The organism is Flavivirga amylovorans (assembly GCF_030540875.1).
In the GTDB taxonomy this organism is placed as follows: Bacteria; Bacteroidota; Bacteroidia; order Flavobacteriales; family Flavobacteriaceae; genus Flavivirga; species Flavivirga amylovorans.
Genome location: NZ_JAUOEM010000004.1, coordinates 20,733 through 39,662, shown reverse-complemented (window position 1 = coordinate 39,662; position 18,930 = coordinate 20,733). Strand labels below are relative to the sequence as shown.

15 protein-coding genes are annotated in these 18,930 nt (G+C 30.8%); 4 read left to right on the top strand and 11 right to left on the bottom strand.

Going from position 1 to position 18,930, the window contains the following annotated elements; genetic code table 11:
* Nucleotides 1-2: 2 nt before the first annotated feature.
* Both Q4Q39_RS11890 and Q4Q39_RS11885 read left to right on the top strand, forming a co-directional pair.
* Nucleotides 3-1,967: a DUF3857 domain-containing protein gene (locus Q4Q39_RS11890; protein ID WP_303282713.1), complete on the top strand. Its 1,965-nt coding sequence runs from the start codon at nucleotides 3-5 to the stop codon at nucleotides 1,965-1,967.
* Between the two features lie 14 nt (nucleotides 1,968-1,981).
* Nucleotides 1,982-2,341: a YraN family protein gene (locus tag Q4Q39_RS11885; RefSeq protein ID WP_303282712.1), complete on the top strand. Its 360-nt coding sequence runs from the start codon at nucleotides 1,982-1,984 to the stop codon at nucleotides 2,339-2,341.
* Nucleotides 2,342-2,462: 121 nt separating this feature from the next.
* On the opposite strand, the gene Q4Q39_RS11880 is transcribed toward Q4Q39_RS11885, so the two are convergent.
* Both Q4Q39_RS11880 and mfd read right to left on the bottom strand, forming a co-directional pair.
* The gene (locus tag Q4Q39_RS11880; RefSeq protein WP_303282711.1) at nucleotides 2,463-3,791 is read right to left on the bottom strand and encodes a TlpA disulfide reductase family protein; all 1,329 of its coding nucleotides are present in this window, start codon (nucleotides 3,789-3,791) and stop codon (nucleotides 2,463-2,465) included.
* Between the two features lie 123 nt (nucleotides 3,792-3,914).
* Nucleotides 3,915-7,283, bottom strand: coding sequence for a transcription-repair coupling factor (gene mfd / locus Q4Q39_RS11875; protein ID WP_425555590.1), 3,369 nt, complete (start codon nucleotides 7,281-7,283; stop codon nucleotides 3,915-3,917).
* Between the two features lie 319 nt (nucleotides 7,284-7,602).
* On the opposite strand from mfd, the gene Q4Q39_RS11870 reads away from it, so the two are divergent.
* Nucleotides 7,603-8,034: a tellurite resistance TerB family protein gene (locus Q4Q39_RS11870; RefSeq protein ID WP_303282709.1), complete on the top strand. Its 432-nt coding sequence runs from the start codon at nucleotides 7,603-7,605 to the stop codon at nucleotides 8,032-8,034.
* Nucleotides 8,035-8,317: 283 nt separating this feature from the next.
* On the opposite strand, the gene Q4Q39_RS11865 is transcribed toward Q4Q39_RS11870, so the two are convergent.
* The 9 genes from Q4Q39_RS11865 to Q4Q39_RS11825 all read right to left on the bottom strand — a co-directional run bounded on the left by Q4Q39_RS11865 (nucleotide 8,318) and on the right by Q4Q39_RS11825 (nucleotide 17,819).
* Complete coding sequence (locus Q4Q39_RS11865) at nucleotides 8,318-9,073, bottom strand: DJ-1/PfpI family protein (protein ID WP_303282708.1); 756 nt, start codon at nucleotides 9,071-9,073, stop codon at nucleotides 8,318-8,320.
* A 121-nt stretch (nucleotides 9,074-9,194) separates the two neighbouring features.
* The gene (locus Q4Q39_RS11860) at nucleotides 9,195-9,764 is read right to left on the bottom strand and encodes a Crp/Fnr family transcriptional regulator (protein WP_303282707.1); all 570 of its coding nucleotides are present in this window, start codon (nucleotides 9,762-9,764) and stop codon (nucleotides 9,195-9,197) included.
* 120 nt (nucleotides 9,765-9,884) lie between these two features.
* Nucleotides 9,885-10,379, bottom strand: coding sequence for a VOC family protein (locus Q4Q39_RS11855; RefSeq protein WP_303282706.1), 495 nt, complete (start codon nucleotides 10,377-10,379; stop codon nucleotides 9,885-9,887).
* A gap of 74 nt (nucleotides 10,380-10,453) precedes the next feature.
* A complete protein-coding gene (locus Q4Q39_RS11850; RefSeq protein ID WP_303282705.1) occupies nucleotides 10,454-11,269 on the bottom strand; it encodes an AraC family transcriptional regulator in 816 nt (271 codons plus the stop codon).
* Nucleotides 11,270-11,470: 201 nt separating this feature from the next.
* Nucleotides 11,471-11,866 (bottom strand): DUF2721 domain-containing protein, encoded by a 396-nt coding sequence (locus Q4Q39_RS11845; protein ID WP_303282704.1) that lies wholly within the window; start codon nucleotides 11,864-11,866, stop codon nucleotides 11,471-11,473.
* A gap of 353 nt (nucleotides 11,867-12,219) precedes the next feature.
* Entirely contained in the window at nucleotides 12,220-12,576 is a 357-nt protein-coding gene (locus Q4Q39_RS11840; protein ID WP_303282703.1) for a hypothetical protein, read from the bottom strand.
* A 355-nt stretch (nucleotides 12,577-12,931) separates the two neighbouring features.
* The gene (locus tag Q4Q39_RS11835; RefSeq protein ID WP_303282702.1) at nucleotides 12,932-13,780 is read right to left on the bottom strand and encodes a DUF1963 domain-containing protein; all 849 of its coding nucleotides are present in this window, start codon (nucleotides 13,778-13,780) and stop codon (nucleotides 12,932-12,934) included.
* 197 nt (nucleotides 13,781-13,977) lie between these two features.
* Nucleotides 13,978-15,894 carry a carboxypeptidase-like regulatory domain-containing protein gene (locus Q4Q39_RS11830; protein ID WP_303282701.1) on the bottom strand — a complete coding sequence of 639 codons (1,917 nt, stop codon included), beginning with the start codon at nucleotides 15,892-15,894 and terminating at the stop codon, nucleotides 13,978-13,980.
* 197 nt (nucleotides 15,895-16,091) lie between these two features.
* Nucleotides 16,092-17,819 carry a CDC27 family protein gene (locus Q4Q39_RS11825; protein ID WP_303282700.1) on the bottom strand — a complete coding sequence of 576 codons (1,728 nt, stop codon included), beginning with the start codon at nucleotides 17,817-17,819 and terminating at the stop codon, nucleotides 16,092-16,094.
* A gap of 782 nt (nucleotides 17,820-18,601) precedes the next feature.
* Between Q4Q39_RS11825 and Q4Q39_RS11820 the strand changes: the two genes are divergently transcribed.
* On the top strand, nucleotides 18,602-18,772 hold the full coding sequence (locus Q4Q39_RS11820; RefSeq protein WP_303282699.1) for a transposase: 171 nt from the start codon (nucleotides 18,602-18,604) through the stop codon (nucleotides 18,770-18,772).
* Nucleotides 18,773-18,930: the final 158 nt, after the last annotated feature.

The following is an 18,930-nucleotide window of genomic DNA, read 5'->3' as shown; positions in this document are numbered from 1 at the left end:
ATATGTTAAAAATTAAATTAATTTTCGCTTTTGTACTGGTTACTCAAGGAGTTTTTTCTCAAGAAGAATTATTTTATACAAACTATTCTTGGGATGAAAACCCTGCTTACACTATAGAAGAAGGTAATGACGCTCCTATTGTTGCCTTAAAAGATAAAATACTAACCGAATTTTATTTTCAAGAAAATGGGCTTGTTGAATACTTTCTTGAACATCGTATTTTATGGTTAAATTCAGATGAAAAAATAGAAGCTTATAACAAAGTATACTTACCCTATTCCTCTAACTCAGAATTAAAAGTTAATAAAGCAAGAGTTATAAAAAAAGATGGAGAAATTGTTGAGTTAGATAAATCAAAAATTTTAACTGCTCAAGATGAAGAGACTGGCAAGAACTACAAGTTTTTTGCCTTTGAAGGTATTGAAAAAGGCAGTTTCATTGAATATTATTATGTAGTTCAAAGATATCCCAGATATAAAGGTAACCGACTAACTTTTCAAACAGATTATAAGAAGAAGAATGTTGAATTTGATCTATATGCACCTAAGAATCTGATTTTTGATTTTCAATCATACAATGACTTCCCAGAAATTGAAAGAGACACTCTCTCTAAAAAGAAACTTCACTGGCAAACAAAAATGGACAATATTGAGCCATTAAATGATGAAGAATTATCTGCTTACAATGCTTCAAAAAAATCAATTGTATATAAATTAGATAGAAATACGGCCGACAACTCTAACGATATCTCATCGTATAGTAACGTCGCTCAAAATATATACTCATATTACTACGAAGAACTAAATGGAAAAACCCAAAGTTTATTAAAGAAATTCATTAAAGAGGCCACCAATGGTCACGACTTAGAAGAAGAAGCACTAATTAGAAAACTTGAATTTTTCATTAAAGCTAACGTTTTCATTACTAAAGATGGTAGTAATAATTTTAAAGAACTAGATGAGGTTATTACTAAAAAAATTGCTAATGAAACGGGGGTTTTAAAATTATACACAGCACTCTTTAAAAGTTTAAATATTAAGCATCAAATTGTAATTACAAGTGACAGACAGGAATTAAAGTTTGACAAAAAATTTGAAGCTAATAATTTCTTAACCGATTTTTTAATCTACTTTAACAAAACAAAATCGTATTTATCCCCAACCGACTTAAGTTCCAGGTACGGATTCCCTCCAGCTTACTTAACAGATAATTATGGCTTATTCATTAAAGAAGTAAAAGTAGGTGATTTTGTTTCTGGACTTGGTAAGATAAAATACATACATCCTATTAAAGCTGAAAAAACTGTTGATAAAATGATTGTTGATATTGATTTTGAAAAAGAGAATATATCTAACTGCAATGTAAAATTAGACCGTTCTATGTCGGGTTATTATGCGATGTATTTTCAACCCTACATGCATTTAGCAAAAGAGGAAAAAAGAGACGAATTAATTGAAGGTTTCGCAAAAAGAATAAATGAAGATATTAATATAACCCATAAGGAATTGCGAAACGCCGACCCAGAATTATTTGGTGTAGAACCGATACAGTTTTTAATCGATTTTAATACAGAAGCATTAGTAGAAAAAGCTGGTAAAAAATATTTATTCAAAGTAGGTGAATTAATTGGAGAGCAAATGCAGTTATATCAAGAAAAGGAAAGAATATTACCTCTTGAAAATGAATTTACTAGGAGTTATTATAGAACCATTAATATAAAAATTCCTGAAGGGTATAAAGTTGCCAATTTGGACGATATTAATATAAAAAATTCATTTACTAAAGAGAATAAAGAAATACTCATATTTCATTCCTATTATGAATTAAAAGACAACCTTTTAACTATAACTGCAGATGAACATTATCGAGAAAATATTATTGAAACAGAGCATTATGAAGATTATAGAACCGTAATAAATAGTGCAGCAGATTTTAATAAACTAGTTCTTGTTTTTGAGCCTATTTAATAAATCAAAACATTATGGCAAAACACAACGAATTAGGGAAAAAGGGAGAACAATTAGCAGTCGATTTTTTATTAAAAAACGGTTATAATATTCTTGAACGCAATTATCGTTTTGAAAAGGCTGAGGTTGATATTATTGCACAACAAAAAGATATACTAGCCATTATTGAAGTAAAAACACGCTCGACAACCGATTTTGGAAATCCTCAAGATTTTGTGAAACCAAAACAAATTCAGCGGTTAGTAAAAGCTGTTGATCATTATGTAAACGAAAATAGCTTAGATGTTGAAGTCCGTTTTGATATTATTGCCATTGTGAAAGCGGGTAAAGGTTTTAATATTGAGCATTTAGAAGATGCTTTTTATCATTTTTGAGTTTATTCTTATTCCTTCAAAAACAAAAATCTGCTTTTAAACTCCGAAGATCTAGTGGATTCCTGCCTTCGCAGGAATGACAAACTGGGCATAGTATGCAGGAATGAGAAGTCACTATAATTTATTCTTTTTCAAAAAATGCTTTTAAAGCTTCAATGTTATCTGGTTTTGAAATGATACGCTTGTCTTTATCCAATACAAAATAGCTAGGCGTTGCAGTAACGCCATAATCGTTACCTATCTTATTTTCCCATTTACCAGCTCCGTAAACATGTATAAATTCTGGATAGTTAATTATTAATCTTTTCCAGTTCTGAGTATCTTCTTCTAAAGCGACTGCAACAACTTGTATTTTTCCTTTTTCTTTAGATTGAACATATCTTTGTAATTGAGGAACTTCATCTAAACAATGAGAACAAGCACTACTCCAAAATACGATGATATAACGTTCTGCTGTATTTAGCTCACTTATTTTTTTAGTAATTGTCTTTTTCCCTTTCTGTATTTCTAAAGAAAAATCGGGAGTTATATTTCCTATGGAAAGATTTTTAAACAATATTAACCCATGTAAAAGTTCTTGATCATTTAACTCAACCGCAATATCCATTAAGTAAGTTTCTGCAATATAATTAGAAACACTTTCAAAATTTAAATCGGCCATTTGCTGCCATAAATCGGTCAATAAAATTCTTTTAACTTTTATTGGAGCCTTCTTCATAGCCTCACAGAATACATCAATATTTTTCTTATACGTTGTTATTTCATCTATCGAATTGAACGACATTCCGAACACATAATTGAGCATGCGTTCTTCTAAAAAACCAGAACTTTGAAGTGTTTTATTATTAAAATCTACAAAATCGAAATAATGCTCTCTTAAACTATCAACATACGTTTTAACATCTTTAAATTTTTTAGGAATGTATGGTTTATTTGCCTTAATAAAAGAAAGTGCAATGGTATTCTTTGCGACTTCCTCAAAACTGGACTGTGTTTCTGCTTGAGTTTTAAAAATAGCATTTAAGGCTAATGTATCTTTACTCTGTTGTCTAAAATAATTTCCAATGCTTTGAGTAACCATAGACATACTATCGGTATAGGATGCCAATAATTTATTTTCAATTGAGTTTTGGAAAGTTACACCTGTTTCAGAGTTAAAAGTAAGGTCTATATCTTCTTTTCCGTTATAGATAACATCAAAATTATAATCTTCTTGTGGCACCGCATATACAATCCTGTACATCCCTTTTGTTACAGTAGAATCTAATTTAAATCGAAAACTTCCATCCTCATTTATTGCAGAATTTGTAATATACTCAGACAATGTGGGCGTTACCTTATATAACAATGCTACATTATAATTTTTTGCTGGTGAAAATTTGCCATTAATGGTGTGCTGAGCAATAAGGATACTTGGTAGTAAAACTGTTAAAAATAATAAGCGGTTCAAAATTATACTCTATTTTTAGATTCCCGCTTTTACTGAAGCAAGTTCAGCACAGGCGCGAGAATGACATTTTCAAATGAAACCTTGATTCTTTACATCAAGGAGTTTTTTTTATAAAAACAATAATTAAGCCATAATAGGCTTTAATACTTTTAATGCTTGTTTTACAGATTTTATATCATCAAACGAAAGCATTAAACGCAATCCGTTTCGAGTTTGTTTTTCTTTCATTTTACAAACATTTGAATGCGTTTGAACAAACTGTAAGACTTTTGTAAAGTTACTACTTTGATAGAAACTGCTTTGCTGATCATTAACAAAATAACCAATAAACTTTCCTTGTTTCATTATAACTTTCTCAAAACCTATTTTAGTAGCCAACCACTTAATTTGGACACTATTTAATAAATCGGTCACTTGTTCTGGTAATTCTCCAAAACGATCTAATAATTCTGTTTCAAAAGTACTTAATTCTTCTTCTGTTTTTAAATTATTCAATTGTGTGTACAGACTTAATCGCTCTGCAATATTATTTATGTAATCATCTGGAAAAAGCAATTCAAAATCGGTATCAATAGTGACCTCTTTTACATAAACTTTATCTTCTTCAGCTTCATTATACAAATCTTTAAATTCATTTTCTTTAAGCTCTTCAATGGCTTCATTTAATATTTTTTGATACGTGTCAAAGCCTATTTCATTTATAAAGCCACTCTGTTCTCCTCCTAATAAATCTCCAGCTCCACGAATTTCTAAATCTTTCATTGCGATATTAAAACCACTCCCCAGTTCTGTAAATTGTTCTAAGGCTGTAATACGTTTTCGAGCATCATCAGTCATAGCAGAATATTCTGGTGTAATAAAATAGCAAAATGCTTTTTTATTACTTCTCCCTACTCGACCTCTCATTTGATGCAAATCACTTAATCCAAAATTATTGGCATTATTAATAAAAATAGTGTTTGCATTGGGCACATCAAGTCCACTTTCAACAATAGTTGTGCTTACTAAAACATCGAACGCGCCATCCATAAATGCCAACATGAGTTGTTCTAATTTTTTTCCATCCATTTGCCCGTGACCTATACCAATTTTAGCATCTGGTACTAAGCGTTGAATCATGCCTGCAACTTCTTTAATATTTTCAATGCGATTATGAATGAAAAATATTTGTCCACCTCGTTCAATTTCATAACTAACAGCATCACGAATCGCGTCTTCATTAAAACGAATAACATGGCTTTCTATTGGGTAGCGATTTGGTGGTGGCGTGGTAATAACTGATAAATCCCGTGCAGCCATTAAACTAAACTGAAGAGTTCTAGGTATTGGCGTGGCTGTTAACGTTAAAACATCAACATTATCTTTTAAGGTTTTTAATTTTTCTTTTACTGCTACACCAAATTTTTGTTCTTCATCGACAATCAACAAGCCTAAGTCTTTAAATTTTACATTCTTATTTACAAGTTGATGTGTTCCTATAATAATATCTACATTTCCTTTTTCTAAGCCTTCAAGTGTCTCGCGCTTTTCTTTGGCCGTTCTAAAACGATTTACATAATCTAATGTAACAGGAAAATCTTTTAATCGTTCTTTAAATGTTCTGGAATGTTGATATGCCAAAATAGTGGTAGGGACTAAAACTGCTACTTGTTTACCGTTATCAACGGCTTTAAATGCCGCACGAATAGCAACTTCTGTTTTTCCAAAACCAACATCACCGCAAACGAGTCTATCCATGGGGCGCTCACTCTCCATATCTGCTTTAATATCTGCAGTTGCCGTGCTTTGGTCTGGTGTATCTTCATAAATAAACGAAGCTTCCAATTCATGTTGCATGTAACTATCTGGATTGTATTGATAGCCTTTTTCTGTTTTACGTTTTGCGTAAAGTTTTATTAAGTTAAAAGCCACATGTTTTACACGTGCTTTCGTTTTCTGTTTTAAAGTTTTCCAAGCAGTACTACCTAGTTTATATATTTTAGGTGGTTTTCCGTCTTTACCATTAAATTTAGTGATCTTGTGAAGTGAATGGATACTTAAATACAACACATCGCGCTCTCCATAAACTAGTTTTATGGCTTCTTGCTTTTTGCCTTCTACATCTATTTTTTGCAATCCACCAAAACGACCAATACCATGATCGATGTGTGTTACATAATCACCAATATCTAAATTTGTAAGTTCTTTTAAGGTAATGGCTTGCTTTTTAGCATAACCATTTTTAAGGTGGAACTTATGGTAGCGTTCAAAAATTTGATGGTCTGTATAACATGTTATTTTATTGTCATGATCAATAAAGCCCTGATGTAAAGAAAGTACAATAGTTTCATAGGAAACCTCTTCTTCAACATCATTAAAAATGTCTTTAAAACGTTTTGCTTGCTGCTCACTTACACAAGCAATATAATTAGTAAAGCCCTTGTTGTGATTGGTGTTTAAATCCTCTATTAAAAGATTGAATTGTTTATTAAATGAAGGTTGCGGTGTTGTGTTATGCTGAATAATTTGAGATTCTTCACTATGTTCAGAATCACAAAAGACACGCTGTGTTCCAAACTCAATAATTGAAAAGTCTAATAATTGCTTTTTTAATAAGGTTGAATTACAAAACAGTTTGTTTGGTTCGGCATGTTTAATATCTGTTGAAAGCGTTTTAAAAGCTTCTTCTGCTTTACTGTAAAAGTTATCAATTCTCGAAAAGAATACATCAGCATTCTTTAAACAAACCACTGTTTTTTGAGCTATATATTTCAAGAAGCTTTGTCTTTTCTCTTCTAAAAACTTATTAGCAACATTAGGAATAATATTAATTTTCTTGATCTGTTCTACCGAAAGTTGCGTTTCTACATCAAAAGTTCTTATACTATCTACTTCATCTCCAAAAAACTCAATTCTATAAGGCTCATCATGTGAAAATGAAAATACGTCTACAATACCACCACGCACTGAAAACTCTCCTGGTTCGGTTACAAAATCAACACGTTTGAATTGATATTCGAACAACACTTCATTTACAAAGTCTATAGATAACTTTTCTCCAATCGATACTTTTAAAGTGTTGCGCTCCAGCTCTTTTCTAGTAACTACTTTTTCGAAAAGAGCATCAGGATAAGCAACTATTATAGCTGGTTTTTTTTGCGAATTTATTCGGTTTAAAACCTCTGCTCGTAACAGCACATTAGCATTATCTGTTTCTTCTATTTGGTAAGGTCTACGATAGCTTCCCGGATAAAACAGGACATCTTTATCTCCACAAAGCTGCTCTAAATCATTTAAATAAAATGCCGCTTCTTCTTTGTCATTAAATACAATTAAAAAGGGCTTATTGGCTTGCTTAAAAATACTTGATATTACAAACGAAAAAGAAGAACCCACGAGTCCTTTTAAATGTATTTTAGATTTGTGTGGTGTGGCCTCTGCCTGTTGAGATTGGGCAACAGAAGTTTGCAGATTTTGCATTTGCAAAGTCTGTTCGTAGGTTTGTTCAAGCATGATTTTACTCACCTTATTTATCTTTTAAGACTACAAATATAGGATTTACAGTTTTTTTATAAGTTAAATATAAATGAAATTTAGAAGTATGAAAAAATATAGTCTTTCGATCCTATTTATAGTTCATTACAATCAAAACTTAAGACAAACTAAAAGCATAATTTTTTGTGTATAAAACGGGCTTGCTCCTTTTATATTTTCTCTACATATTTTTATTTGTTAATATTGAGCAGAATAGAACCTACTTTATTCTATTTTCATTTCATTTTATATAAAAAATATGTAGGTTTGCACGACTTTAAAACAAAAAGAATAAGATATGTCGTTTTCAAATTTATTTGATAGTGGATTTAAAAAGCGTAATGAGAACCATTTCGCTGCCATTGTACGTGTTGCCATGGATGATGGTATTATTACAGATGAGGAACAAGCGTTTTTAGATCGTTTAGCTCATAATCTAGATATTAGTGAAGAAGATTATAAAACTATTTTAAAGAATTATAAATCCCACCCTATAAATCCACCTGTATCTTATGATATTCGTTTAGAGCGTTTATACGATTTAGTGCGTATGGTACATGTCGATACGATTAAAGGGAATTCTGAAAACTTACTATTGAAAAAAATTGGTGTCGGTCTGGGTTTTCATGCTGTTAATGTAAAGTACATCATAGACAAGGCTTTAACCTTAGTAAATAACGGTGTAGATTTAGATACCTTTATTCATGAAATAAAACATATGAATGAATAGATACTAATTCTTTCTATCATACTTTATAATAAAAAATGCACTAGTCAAAAACTAGTGCATTTTTTATTTCTCATAATGTTACTCTTAATATTCTTGGTTATCAACAAATAAATATTACAACGAATATATATTTACCTATAGCAAAATCAGGTAAACATTATAATGGGAATTTCATTTCTAAGTTAACTTGTTTTTTTAACTCAATTAATTCTTCTTAATTCACAAAATTTATTTTATTTAATCGATAAAACCATTGTTTCTTATGCATTATTGGTCATAATACCTACTCTTTCCAATTTTGAAGCCGGTCTATATATAAATAGCTTTCAATAAACTTCCTGTGTTCGGTACTAGTCATTTTTTCCACTAAATTGAGTGCAGAAATGTAACTCGTTAAATTTCCGTTAGATGAACTAAATTTTCCGTCCTCAACAAAGGTTACCAAACTGTCATTTTGAACTTTTAAATTTGGGTAATCCTCCTGCAACTGCTTTCCTCCGCCAATATAGGTAACAATCTTATGCCCATTTGCAATTCCTGACTTTCCAATAAGCTGCGCCCCAGCACAATTACTTACTATATAATCAGTTTCTTTATTCTTCTCTTTAATAAAATCTATCATTTGAGCGTTATTGATCTGAGCATACATATCATAGCCACTAGGAACAAATAAAGCTGTTAATCTCGGGCAATTTTCAAAAGTGTAATCAGGAATAAATCGCATACCTTCTTCGGTTGTGATTGGGTTTTCTGTTTGAGCTATGGTTATTACATTAAAAATTTGTTTTCCATCTTTAGTTGGTTTTCCAAATACGTCTGATGTTGCTATAACCTCCCCTTGCAAAACACCATTAAACATGAGAAGACCTATTGTTGGTAACTTAGGTTTAAACGGTTTTAAATGTTTTGTTAGCGTGTCAGATTGTAATTCTACTTGATTAATATTTTCAATTTTGAGGTTGGTTTTTGATTTCTCGGTATGACAGCTAATAAAAATAATTGCAAAAAATATTGTTGTTATAATCTTCAGGTTTTTCATGTTCACTTATTATTTTCTTTTTATTGGTTTAATTATTATTCTAAAATATTGGGAAGCCCTTTATCTGTATGACAAAGGTTGTAAAACGAATTGTAAAAAAAATTAAGCTAGTTTAAGAAAATTATCTTTTTTTAATTTCACTTAAATATTCAGGAGTTAAACCAAGAAAGCTTGCTAAAAAATATTGAGGTACACGTTGTACAAATTCTGGAAAATTATCACGAAACCTAAAAAATATGTCTTCTTTAGAAAAGGAATTTATATATTTTAAACGCATTAATGCAGAGCCATAAGCCGTTTCGTAAATAGTCCTAAAATATTTTTCCATTTTTGGGAATTTATCTAATAACTCTTGATATTTTGAAAACGAGATTGATAAAACCTGTGAGGCTTCAACTGTTTCAATATTGAAATTAGATTGATTTTGGTTTTGAAATGCTAAAAAATCGGTTAGCCACCAATTTTCTACAGCGAATTGTGAGGTTTTTTGGTTCCCTAAACCATCTATAAAGTATAATTGCAAACACCCTTTTATAACAAAAAAGAGCTTGTCACATTTTTTTTCAGCAAAAAGCAATATTTCTTTTTTAGTATAGGAATGGTAATCAAAAAAGAGTACGATCTCAGATAATTCTTCTTCTGAAAGGGTTATATAAGTTTTTATATGGTTTATTAAATTACTTTCAGTCATTTGTTAGTATTATGCCCAACAATTTACAAATGTATTTTATAATAAAAACCTAGCACAAACAGGGCAATCTTACAGCACTTGTTACAAACGAAGGCTACGGGGCGTTCGCTTTTCCTCCGTTTAGTTTGGAGAATTTAAACCAAGCTTATTTCCTTCCGTATCTAAAAACAAAGCAAAAAATCCGCTTTCATCTGCGTGAGCGGTTTTTGGGAGAATGACTTTTCCTCCACTTTTCTCTACTTTATCAAGAATAAATTGAAGGTTATCTCCACCATTAAGATATATGACCACACCATTTGCTGAAGGTTCGTATCCTTCTCCTTTTATTATAACTCCTGTAACCATTTGGCCTTCATAAGGAAATATTCCCATTTCCATTCCTGGCATTTCCATTTTCTCAATGTTAATACCCAAAATTGTTTGATAAAAATTGACTGCTCGCGAAATATCTGTTGCTGGAATTTCAAAAAGGGAAATAAAACTTTTCATATCATTAGTTTTTTGCTCTTGACTAGAATCTACTTTTTGTACTTCTGGATTAGATTTATTTTGATTGTTACAAGCCATAAGGCTAAAAGCAAGTATTATGGTAGCGCTTAATACAATTCTATTCATTTTCTCTGTTTAAATTGATAATACGAAATTAGATTAATCTTAAAGATTGAAATTGTAAAAATGCGACACTCAATCTATTTGTAGAAAAGAGTAGAAAGAGTCATATTTTCATTTCCTAAAAACTCCTTCGGGTTTGTTCCTGTAAACTCCTTAAAGTCTTTAATGAAGTGAGCTTGGTCATAATATTCACTTTCATAAGCAATATTGGTTAAGCTTTCTCCTTCTTTATTAAGTAGCATTTTCAATGCGGTTTGTAGTCGAATTACTTTACCTAATTGTTTTGGACTAATTCCAATTTGTTTTTCAAAATTTCTCTCAAGCTGTCTTCTTTTGGACAAGTCATCTTTAAGAATCGTTTTTATCGGTGCGTTTCCGTTTGTAGATAAAAGGGCGTTAACGGTCGTTTTTACAATATTTTCAACAGTTGATTTGTCGTTTAACCTTTCTAGAAGAAATCCTTCTATAATTTCTATTCGTTGTTTGACATCCTTTGCTCGGATTATTTTTTGTTCTAGTTCCTTAGCAATTTTTTCTTCAAACAATGATGCTAATGGCGTTTCTTTATTAGCCAATTTTTTAATTGGTTCAGTTACGAAATTGGCAAATCCGTATGGGTAAAATCGGATTGCGAATGTATTCACATAACCCGTTGGTTCGATAAAAAATGGTTCAATAGTTTGTCCAAGTATCATTGCTCGAGGTTGTAGGATAAATTCATCTTCCGAAATATATCGCTTTATATCATCACCAAGAATAAAAGCCATCTCAATACAGCCATCAGGAACAATCCGCTGCTTTTGCGAATCATTATCAGCAGGAACTTCTAAAGTCCAATAACAGCTAATTAGGGATTCTAAATCTGGATGAGGCTGAAATGTTTGATAATCCATTAATCGTTTGTTTTCTTGTTAGTGACGCACAATAATCATATAAATGCACTTTACAGTGTTTATTTCTTAATATTTCCAGATAAACGGAATAAAGTCCATTTACTTTTTATACACACAAACCAAATATAAGAAATATCTTCAGGCCTGGATAATTCATTAGCTTAATGACATTGAACGAGGGTTAGCGTAGCAAAAATCAGCTTAACTATTCTCAATATCATTAATATGGTGCTCTAAAGCTTTAACTGAAATTTGAATTTCCCAAATTAAAAAAGCCAAAGAAAAGATTAATAAAATAAGTGCTAAACCAAATACCCAAGCCGCAATAGTATATAGTTGTATGTAAATTAAGAACATAGTAAGCACACAAAATAGCAAACTGGTAATACCAAAAATTTGCATAGAGCGCGTTAAATATAAGCGGTGTCTTATATTTTTAATTTGAGCCATTAAAACAGAATCCTTTTCCTTTTGATACTTATTGTGCAAGTTCCTTATTATAGACGCATAAGCCAAAAACCTATTGGTGTAAGCTAACATAATTAAAGATATTGCAGAAAATAATAGAGCCGGAGTTGTTAAGGTGAGTTCTTCCATGAATAATAGTTTTGTATAAAAAACTAAATTATTAATTCCATTTTATAATCGAATGATTTTTACCTCTAATTACAACCTTTTATAGCACGCGTTGCAACCTTAAATCCTTATGTTTAAAGAATCTGTAATTATTCTTCCTAAGATTTGACTCAAATATTTTGGTAATAATCTTTTGCCAATGGTCAATATCTTTTATTGCCTTTGCCACAGAAGCATCTATGCGGGCCTTTATATAAAAGTTGGCTACTTTTTTTTTGAAAACATAAGTATTGTTATAGTCAAGGGTTAAAACCTTTTTAGCAAGTCCCTAAATATTCATTAATATTTTCATATTTAATGAGTTGGTATCTTGATTAATATTTTTTCTTTTTAAGAACAATAATTTTAATAGATTTTCCATAATTAGATTTAAACCTTTCTACCAATTGAAATTTATACCCTTCCCATATTACAGGAGGAAAACGTTCCGCCTTAGAAAGTCCGTCTTTATATTCAGATTTGCCATTAATTCCACGTACAGAAAGATATATGTCTTTAGATATCGTATTTTTAGAGGCTACTACTGTTGCTGTTGCCTTTGTTGAACCTCCAACACGTGGTCGTTTATGAGTAAAATATGTTAATTCAAGAGATAGAGAATCATCAATGGGGATAACCTCATTGATATTTAATTCAATAATATCACCATATTTATAATTTGTTTTGTTCATTTGTTGTTTATCAGATGTTATTTGGGAATAAATCAGAGAGGTAGAAAAAATAAAAGCATAAGTAAAAACAATTATTTTTTTTACAAAAGATTTTTGAAATTTCATCGTTCTATAATTTATGACTTCACTTTCTTTGTCTAGTCCCAGTATATCACATAGCCAAATCACTGTGCTTTGTATTTATTTTATTCTTATTGTAAATGCCAAGTCCTTGATTTCGTGGGCTTCCCAAACATACAGGTATCTTTCGATTTAGCTTAAACCCATATTACATTATAGGTGTTTTTATGAGGTTTTTTCTGCACCGATCTTAATTTTCCTTGTACAGATTTCCTCTATAAAATTTTAAGTTCTGCTATAAACCTTGTATAATAAATACTGTTTTATCAAACCTTTTTGCTAACAAATCGTCTTTTAAAATTCCAAAATAAATATGACAATCTCCAATGACGTCAAAAATTGGCATTGACAAAAGGTTGACGAAATCCTTAGAAATCTCATTCTCATCAATATCTAACTCTTCTTGTTTTACATAAACTGTTCCCCATTCTTCAAACACACTATGTTGAACAGGAGGAGGTGTTCCTAAAATTTGATATTCTATTGGATTCCAATTATGTTCATCTGTATATTCTTCATATAATTCCTCATCTTTTTCTGTGAGTCCGTCAAAATCTTCAACTAGATATTCTATTTCATTAACTATTGGAATTTCATAATATGTTTCTAAATCTATTTTTGAAGTTTTAAATTCATAAATAGATGGTAATTCTTTTGGAAATTTCACACTTTGAAGTGTAGAGATATCTCCATCATAAAATAATACTTTATATTTAGATTTAGGTCTTTCATAATCAAACTCAACCCCATATTCGTTTTCTGGCTCAGGAAAATAACCGAAAAAATAAAGAATACCTTGGTTAGGTAAAATCTCATTGCTTTGAAAATTAGCTATTTCCGATAAGTTTAATTGTGCAAAGAATATCATTGGTTTCTCTTCAAAAATAGGCCATGTCATTGCAGATGGAAAATCGGGAGTACCTCCAATTTTCGATTCACCTATTTTCGGGTGTTCCTTTTTATTTAACTGAATTTTTATAGATTCGAAAATTAGGGATTTTATAAATTCATGATTTTGCCAATCATATTGATCAATTTTAATCATTAAATTTTGATGTTTTTCAGAAAAATAGTTTGAATTCATTTTTTGTTTTTTTGTTGAAAACAGTTTTTTATCCCTTAATTCGATATTCAATAAAATAGAATTAACAGATATTTCTAAATTCATATTTTATCTAATATTATGCACAAATATAAATGAAGTTAACTTTTTATATAACCCTGTTTCCAGTGAAAAAAATGCTTTGCGATTTCTCATAACGATACGGTATTGTGCCACGTTTAATACCTTACTTCTATGTTAAATCCGACTCCCATACTGCTGTATTTTTTGAATTTTGATTGGCTCGATTTTTTATAAAGAGTTCCGCTATTTAAGATACCAAGTGAGAAAAAAATTGCTTCGCCCTTATTGTTTTCTCCTTTTGTCTCGACCCATTCAAGCGTAACAATAACATCGTTTGTCAAAACAATTCCGTAAGGTTTTAAATTGATGGTTACATTACCTGTTTGTTTCGGTTCAATGGTAACGAGGATATTATCGTTCAACAAATTGACATCAGGTTTTCCTTTATTAATACTATAAAAATTGAGCCTAAAAACCGATTTAGCACTTAATCTGTTGTAAGGAATATTAAAGTTGAAAGCATCTACAATTGTCGGATTTCTTCGGATATTGATTTTAACTCCCATTTCTGCACCTAGTTGGTCATAGTTAAAACCAGTACTAATAAACTTGGATTCTGTTTTATTTCCTAGTACTCTTTTCTTCAGTGTTTTCGCTGTAATGACAACTTCACTCAATTCACTAATATCTTCTTCTAGCTTTAGAAAAACTGGTTCTTTTTCTTCAATGATTTCTTTGACAAGTATTTCAATAGACTTAAAGCCTATTGATGAAATTCTTATGGTGTCATTTTTAAATTCTTCTTTTAGCTCCAGTAAAAATTTGCCATCTGAATTGGAGACAGTACCTATTTCTCGATTTAGAACACCAATATTTACATAAGGTAAGGGCTTGTTTGTCTGCTTATCAAGAATTAAACCTGAAAACTCCTTGATAGTTTCAGATATTTGCTTAATGTCAAAAGATGTAGTTGTGGTGTTATTTAAAGAGGTCATTTTTTTCCAATATGTCTCAAACCCACTTTTCTCTTTCATTGATTTGTTCAAATAAGATAATGTCAAAGACTGAATATTATTGTGGATTTTAACCGCTTTCTCTGACGATTTCACTATTGCGGGAATACAAGTAAAATCAGCGTGCTGGCTATTCTTGAAGCGCAAATAATATTTTGGTTCATCTGATTCTTTATAATAATGAAATTCCTTTACGGCTGTAAATTCACTTAGCTTATCCCCACTTTCCAGATAGAGGTAATTTAATTTTTGCTCAATTGGCAGTAAGAGGTTATTGTCGTGTATTTCTTGAATAAAACGGTCGTCTTGTTCTGCTTCTCCAAAATAATGTGTCTCTGTACCGTCAAGAGACACAAATGCCTTGATTTCAGGGTTTCTTTTAGCAAAAACAGCTGAACTCATACCGCCCCAACTGCATCCAATTAACCCTACGTTATTAAAGTTTGCAGTTATTGTTTTATTTCGCTTTAAGTAGCTTATGGCAAACTCCGCGTCATACACTTGTTCCATCATATCGTCCATATTATTGGTCATATTTCCTGGATAACGTCCAACACTCCAAATTGAAACTACCAAATATCCATTTTGAGCTAACGTCTCAAGAATTTTGTAATTTTCAAATCCCATTCCATTAAAACCAGCCATATAAATAATAACAGGATATTTTGTTTCTGTAGGCCGAAGGTTTGAATAAGTGTCTGTTTTAATGTTAAGTAGTTTTTTTCCATCCGTTCCTACTCCGAGTTCGGACACATAAAATTGAGCCAGTGCTTCGGTCATTCCAGAAAAATCATCATCCTGATAGCTCATGGCTCGCTGCTCGAATAAGCTGAACAGGTCTTTGAAAAGCATCGGCTTTCCATTTTTTTCTTTTGACGTATACCAAATATCTAAATCTACTGGTCTAAAATGTAAACTGTCTGTTGGTTTTGTGTTAGGCTTGTAAGTACGTGTACTGTCTTTTAATTGCAAAGTTTTAAATCCAGCATAAAATTCCTGTCCATAGTTTGCATTGAAGCAAGTTAAACCTATGGTTAGAGCGAGATATATTTTATTCATTCATTTCATTTTCTATTAGAAAAGACGCACATAAGTTTGAAATGGTTGCCTGTAGTTTGTTAAATGTGGCACAATGGTTGGTATATGGTTTGTTGTATTTTAAGCAACTAATTTAGTTAACAAATCACAGATAGAAAATTACAGCAGAAATTTCGCAAGTAAGCTAAAAACCAGCAATAAATTATACGTTGTTACACCTAGTTTTTATTAGACTTTATCACTTCCAATATAATATTAAAAGCCTTGTCATTTCCATTAAAATAATCGGTTGATGATAAACTGACAGGAATATGTGGCGCAATCCATTTGCGGTTATCCTCTGCTTTTGATGTTTGATGAAATTGTGTCGAGATAAGTCCCGTTAATCCCGAATACGGCAACTTAAACCATCCTGCTTCTCCAATATGGTTGGGTTTTGATCCACTAGGTTCGCCTACTATAATCGGATTTGTGTATTTCGTAATATCCGTTAATAAGTTTTGAGCTGCAGAAAAAGTTTCTCGTCCAATTAGCACAAAGATCTTTCCATTTGGATTCATAACTTCAAAATTGATAATGGTTTTTAACATTGGTGTTAAGATAGAACCATTTCCTCCGTGATTATGTCTTAAATCTAAAATTAAATTTTGTGTATTGTTTTTAGATATCTGACTACGTAATTCGATGTTAAAATCTTTTAAAGATTGGGTTTTCTTTTGTGTAACAGCATTAAACTGAACATATATACTATTATTTTCTCGAATCAATTTAGACCAATATGGGTTTTCTGTTTTCGACAAGAATATTGGTTGTTCATTATCTTTTAGTTTTGGCATTTTAGGGAAGTCGGAAAAACTCCAAACAACTGGATTCATTGTAACTTTTTGAGACTTTCCTTTTACATCACTTAAAGTAAGAATTACTTGATTTGAGTTCTTTACAATTTCTAAACCTTTTAATACATCTGGTAATCCCAAATAATAAGGTCCTAACCAAAGTGTTTGCATATCATTATCTCTCGCATTTACAGAGTTTGTTTTTTGAAGTGCTATTTCAATAGGTGTATTTTCAATCAACTCTACTTTATAGCCAATCCATTGTTCAAAGCCTTTCTCAGCATCAACAATAAATAGTCCATCATTAAACTGATAAAACTGAACAGGAAGTTTTTTTAAGGCACCTTTATTTGGAGATGTCGGAATAATTAAATTATGTCCATTGCCTAAACTTCCAATAATTTTCATTAGTTCTACAATAATCTGTTCATCAGATAATGACACTATATTTGTTTTTAATTTTAGAATTTCTTTTGATAATTCTGTTTTAGAAATGCCATGATAAGGACTATAATGTAACTCATTAATTCGTTTTTCTAAATATGAAATATCTTTAGTCCAAGTTTTTTCTCTTGTAATATCTGTTTGATTATTATCCCCAAATAGCTCTAGAAAATCTTCATCTTCATTGAAGTTTTTAAAAGTAGAACTGCTCTTTAAGAAGGGTTTTTCATCATAACGTGAAGCAAAACCTTTTTGTAGCCATAATATCGTATTATTTTTATCGTTGTCTTTAGCATAGGCCTTAGCGATTTTTATCATAATATCATTTGATGGTGCAGAACCTGTTGGAATTCCCCTTAAAATAGTGCCTCCTAAGTCAAGAGTTTTCTTTAGTGCAGTAATTGCGTTTTGATACTGCTCAATTTGATAATAAGAAAGTCCTAATAAATAAAATAAATCAGGATCGTTTTCATAGTCTTTAGTTAGTTTCTCTAAAATAGAGATGGACTCTTGCCATTTTTTATTTTTAACTAAACTTACCGCTTCATTTCTCTGATGAAAATATTCTGTTGTACTTTCGATATCACTATTTTTTGTTTGAGAAAAAGTGTAAGAGATATTAAAAAAAATAAGTAGGGTAAAACTTGTAATGGTTACCTTTTTCATATTTAATTATTTTGTTTATGATTAAGACTACTATAGAAGAGAGTTGTTACATTTAGATTAGTTTTAATTAGGTAAACGGTTACCAAATACGCACTAGCCTTTGATTAAGCCTTAAATTTAGCATTGTTTTTTTACCTTGTTGTGCGTAGTTATTTTTCGTTCTTTTTACTGCCCGCAAAATTAATAACAATTTTAAGGGCTATGAGTCTCTCCCTGACATTACCTTTTCAACATAATTATAATCTCTTTTATTAATTTTTTATTAAAAACAATCAAAAGGTCTTTTGGCGTGGGTCCACTTATTGTTGCATGGTATACCAGTACCTCAATGGCATTAAGTTGAGTTTCACGCCTTTTTGTTTTCACGCATTATAGGCTTTGATGAGATGATATCTCTTTTTAAGGAACTAAACTTAAAATGTTACTAACTAACAACATAACATGTTATGAAAAAAGGAGACTGCCCTATATTGCCCGATAGTTTTATACTACCACATTATGCCATTATAGCCGTGTTAATGGTATTATATAGATAAGTCTGAGCTAAACCATGCTGTTAAAAAACATTGTAAAACGGGCTTAAGGGTTATTGGCATTATTCATGCCGATACGGGCTACGATACTGGTAGTAATTTGTTATTAAACAAAGAATTTGATGCGTTTTTTGCATTATTTCCTAAAGACTTTTTTAATAACAGAGCACTCATTCCTCCCATTATGATTATTGAAAACATAGAAGAGTGTATTAAAAATAATTACTTAGAATGTGTTGATAGTGTTATATGAAAAGGAAACGACAAAGTACGGTAGAACCCGTTTTTGGAACATTAACGCAATTTATGAGACTCAGAAAAATAAACACCTTAGGTATTAAACAAGCTAATAAGGTGATGCACCTCTCTGCCATTGCTTACAATCTAAAGAAATATTTAAAATTCACTCAAAACTGGTGAATAGTAAAGCAAAAGCTATGAAGCATAACCGTTTTGAAAAAACAGCTTTCGTAGAACAATTATTGGTATCGGTAAGACCTTTAATTTTTATCATATATATAAAATAATATGAAAATAGAAAAGCCCTAAAAAGACCTTATAATCGTGTATTTTTTATC

Bases quoted from the DNA above. Each gene is read 5' to 3' on its own strand.
- Q4Q39_RS11830 (WP_303282701.1), bottom strand. From the start codon at position 15,894: ATGAATAAAATATATCTCGCTCTAACCATAGGTTTAACTTGCTTCAAT.
- Q4Q39_RS11825 (WP_303282700.1), bottom strand. From the start codon at position 17,819: ATGAAAAAGGTAACCATTACAAGTTTTACCCTACTTATTTTTTTTAAT.
- Q4Q39_RS11890 (WP_303282713.1), top strand. From the start codon at position 3: ATGTTAAAAATTAAATTAATTTTCGCTTTTGTACTGGTTACTCAAGGA.
- Q4Q39_RS11820 (WP_303282699.1), top strand. From the start codon at position 18,602: ATGAAAAGGAAACGACAAAGTACGGTAGAACCCGTTTTTGGAACATTA.
- Q4Q39_RS11855 (WP_303282706.1), bottom strand. From the start codon at position 10,379: ATGAATAGAATTGTATTAAGCGCTACCATAATACTTGCTTTTAGCCTT.
- Q4Q39_RS11840 (WP_303282703.1), bottom strand. From the start codon at position 12,576: ATGAACAAAACAAATTATAAATATGGTGATATTATTGAATTAAATATC.
- Q4Q39_RS11850 (WP_303282705.1), bottom strand. From the start codon at position 11,269: ATGGATTATCAAACATTTCAGCCTCATCCAGATTTAGAATCCCTAATT.
- Q4Q39_RS11885 (WP_303282712.1), top strand. From the start codon at position 1,982: ATGGCAAAACACAACGAATTAGGGAAAAAGGGAGAACAATTAGCAGTC.
- mfd (WP_425555590.1), bottom strand. From the start codon at position 7,283: ATGCTTGAACAAACCTACGAACAGACTTTGCAAATGCAAAATCTGCAA.
- Q4Q39_RS11865 (WP_303282708.1), bottom strand. From the start codon at position 9,073: ATGAAAAACCTGAAGATTATAACAACAATATTTTTTGCAATTATTTTT.
- Q4Q39_RS11845 (WP_303282704.1), bottom strand. From the start codon at position 11,866: ATGGAAGAACTCACCTTAACAACTCCGGCTCTATTATTTTCTGCAATA.
- Q4Q39_RS11835 (WP_303282702.1), bottom strand. From the start codon at position 13,780: ATGAATTCAAACTATTTTTCTGAAAAACATCAAAATTTAATGATTAAA.
- Q4Q39_RS11860 (WP_303282707.1), bottom strand. From the start codon at position 9,764: ATGACTGAAAGTAATTTAATAAACCATATAAAAACTTATATAACCCTT.
- Q4Q39_RS11870 (WP_303282709.1), top strand. From the start codon at position 7,603: ATGTCGTTTTCAAATTTATTTGATAGTGGATTTAAAAAGCGTAATGAG.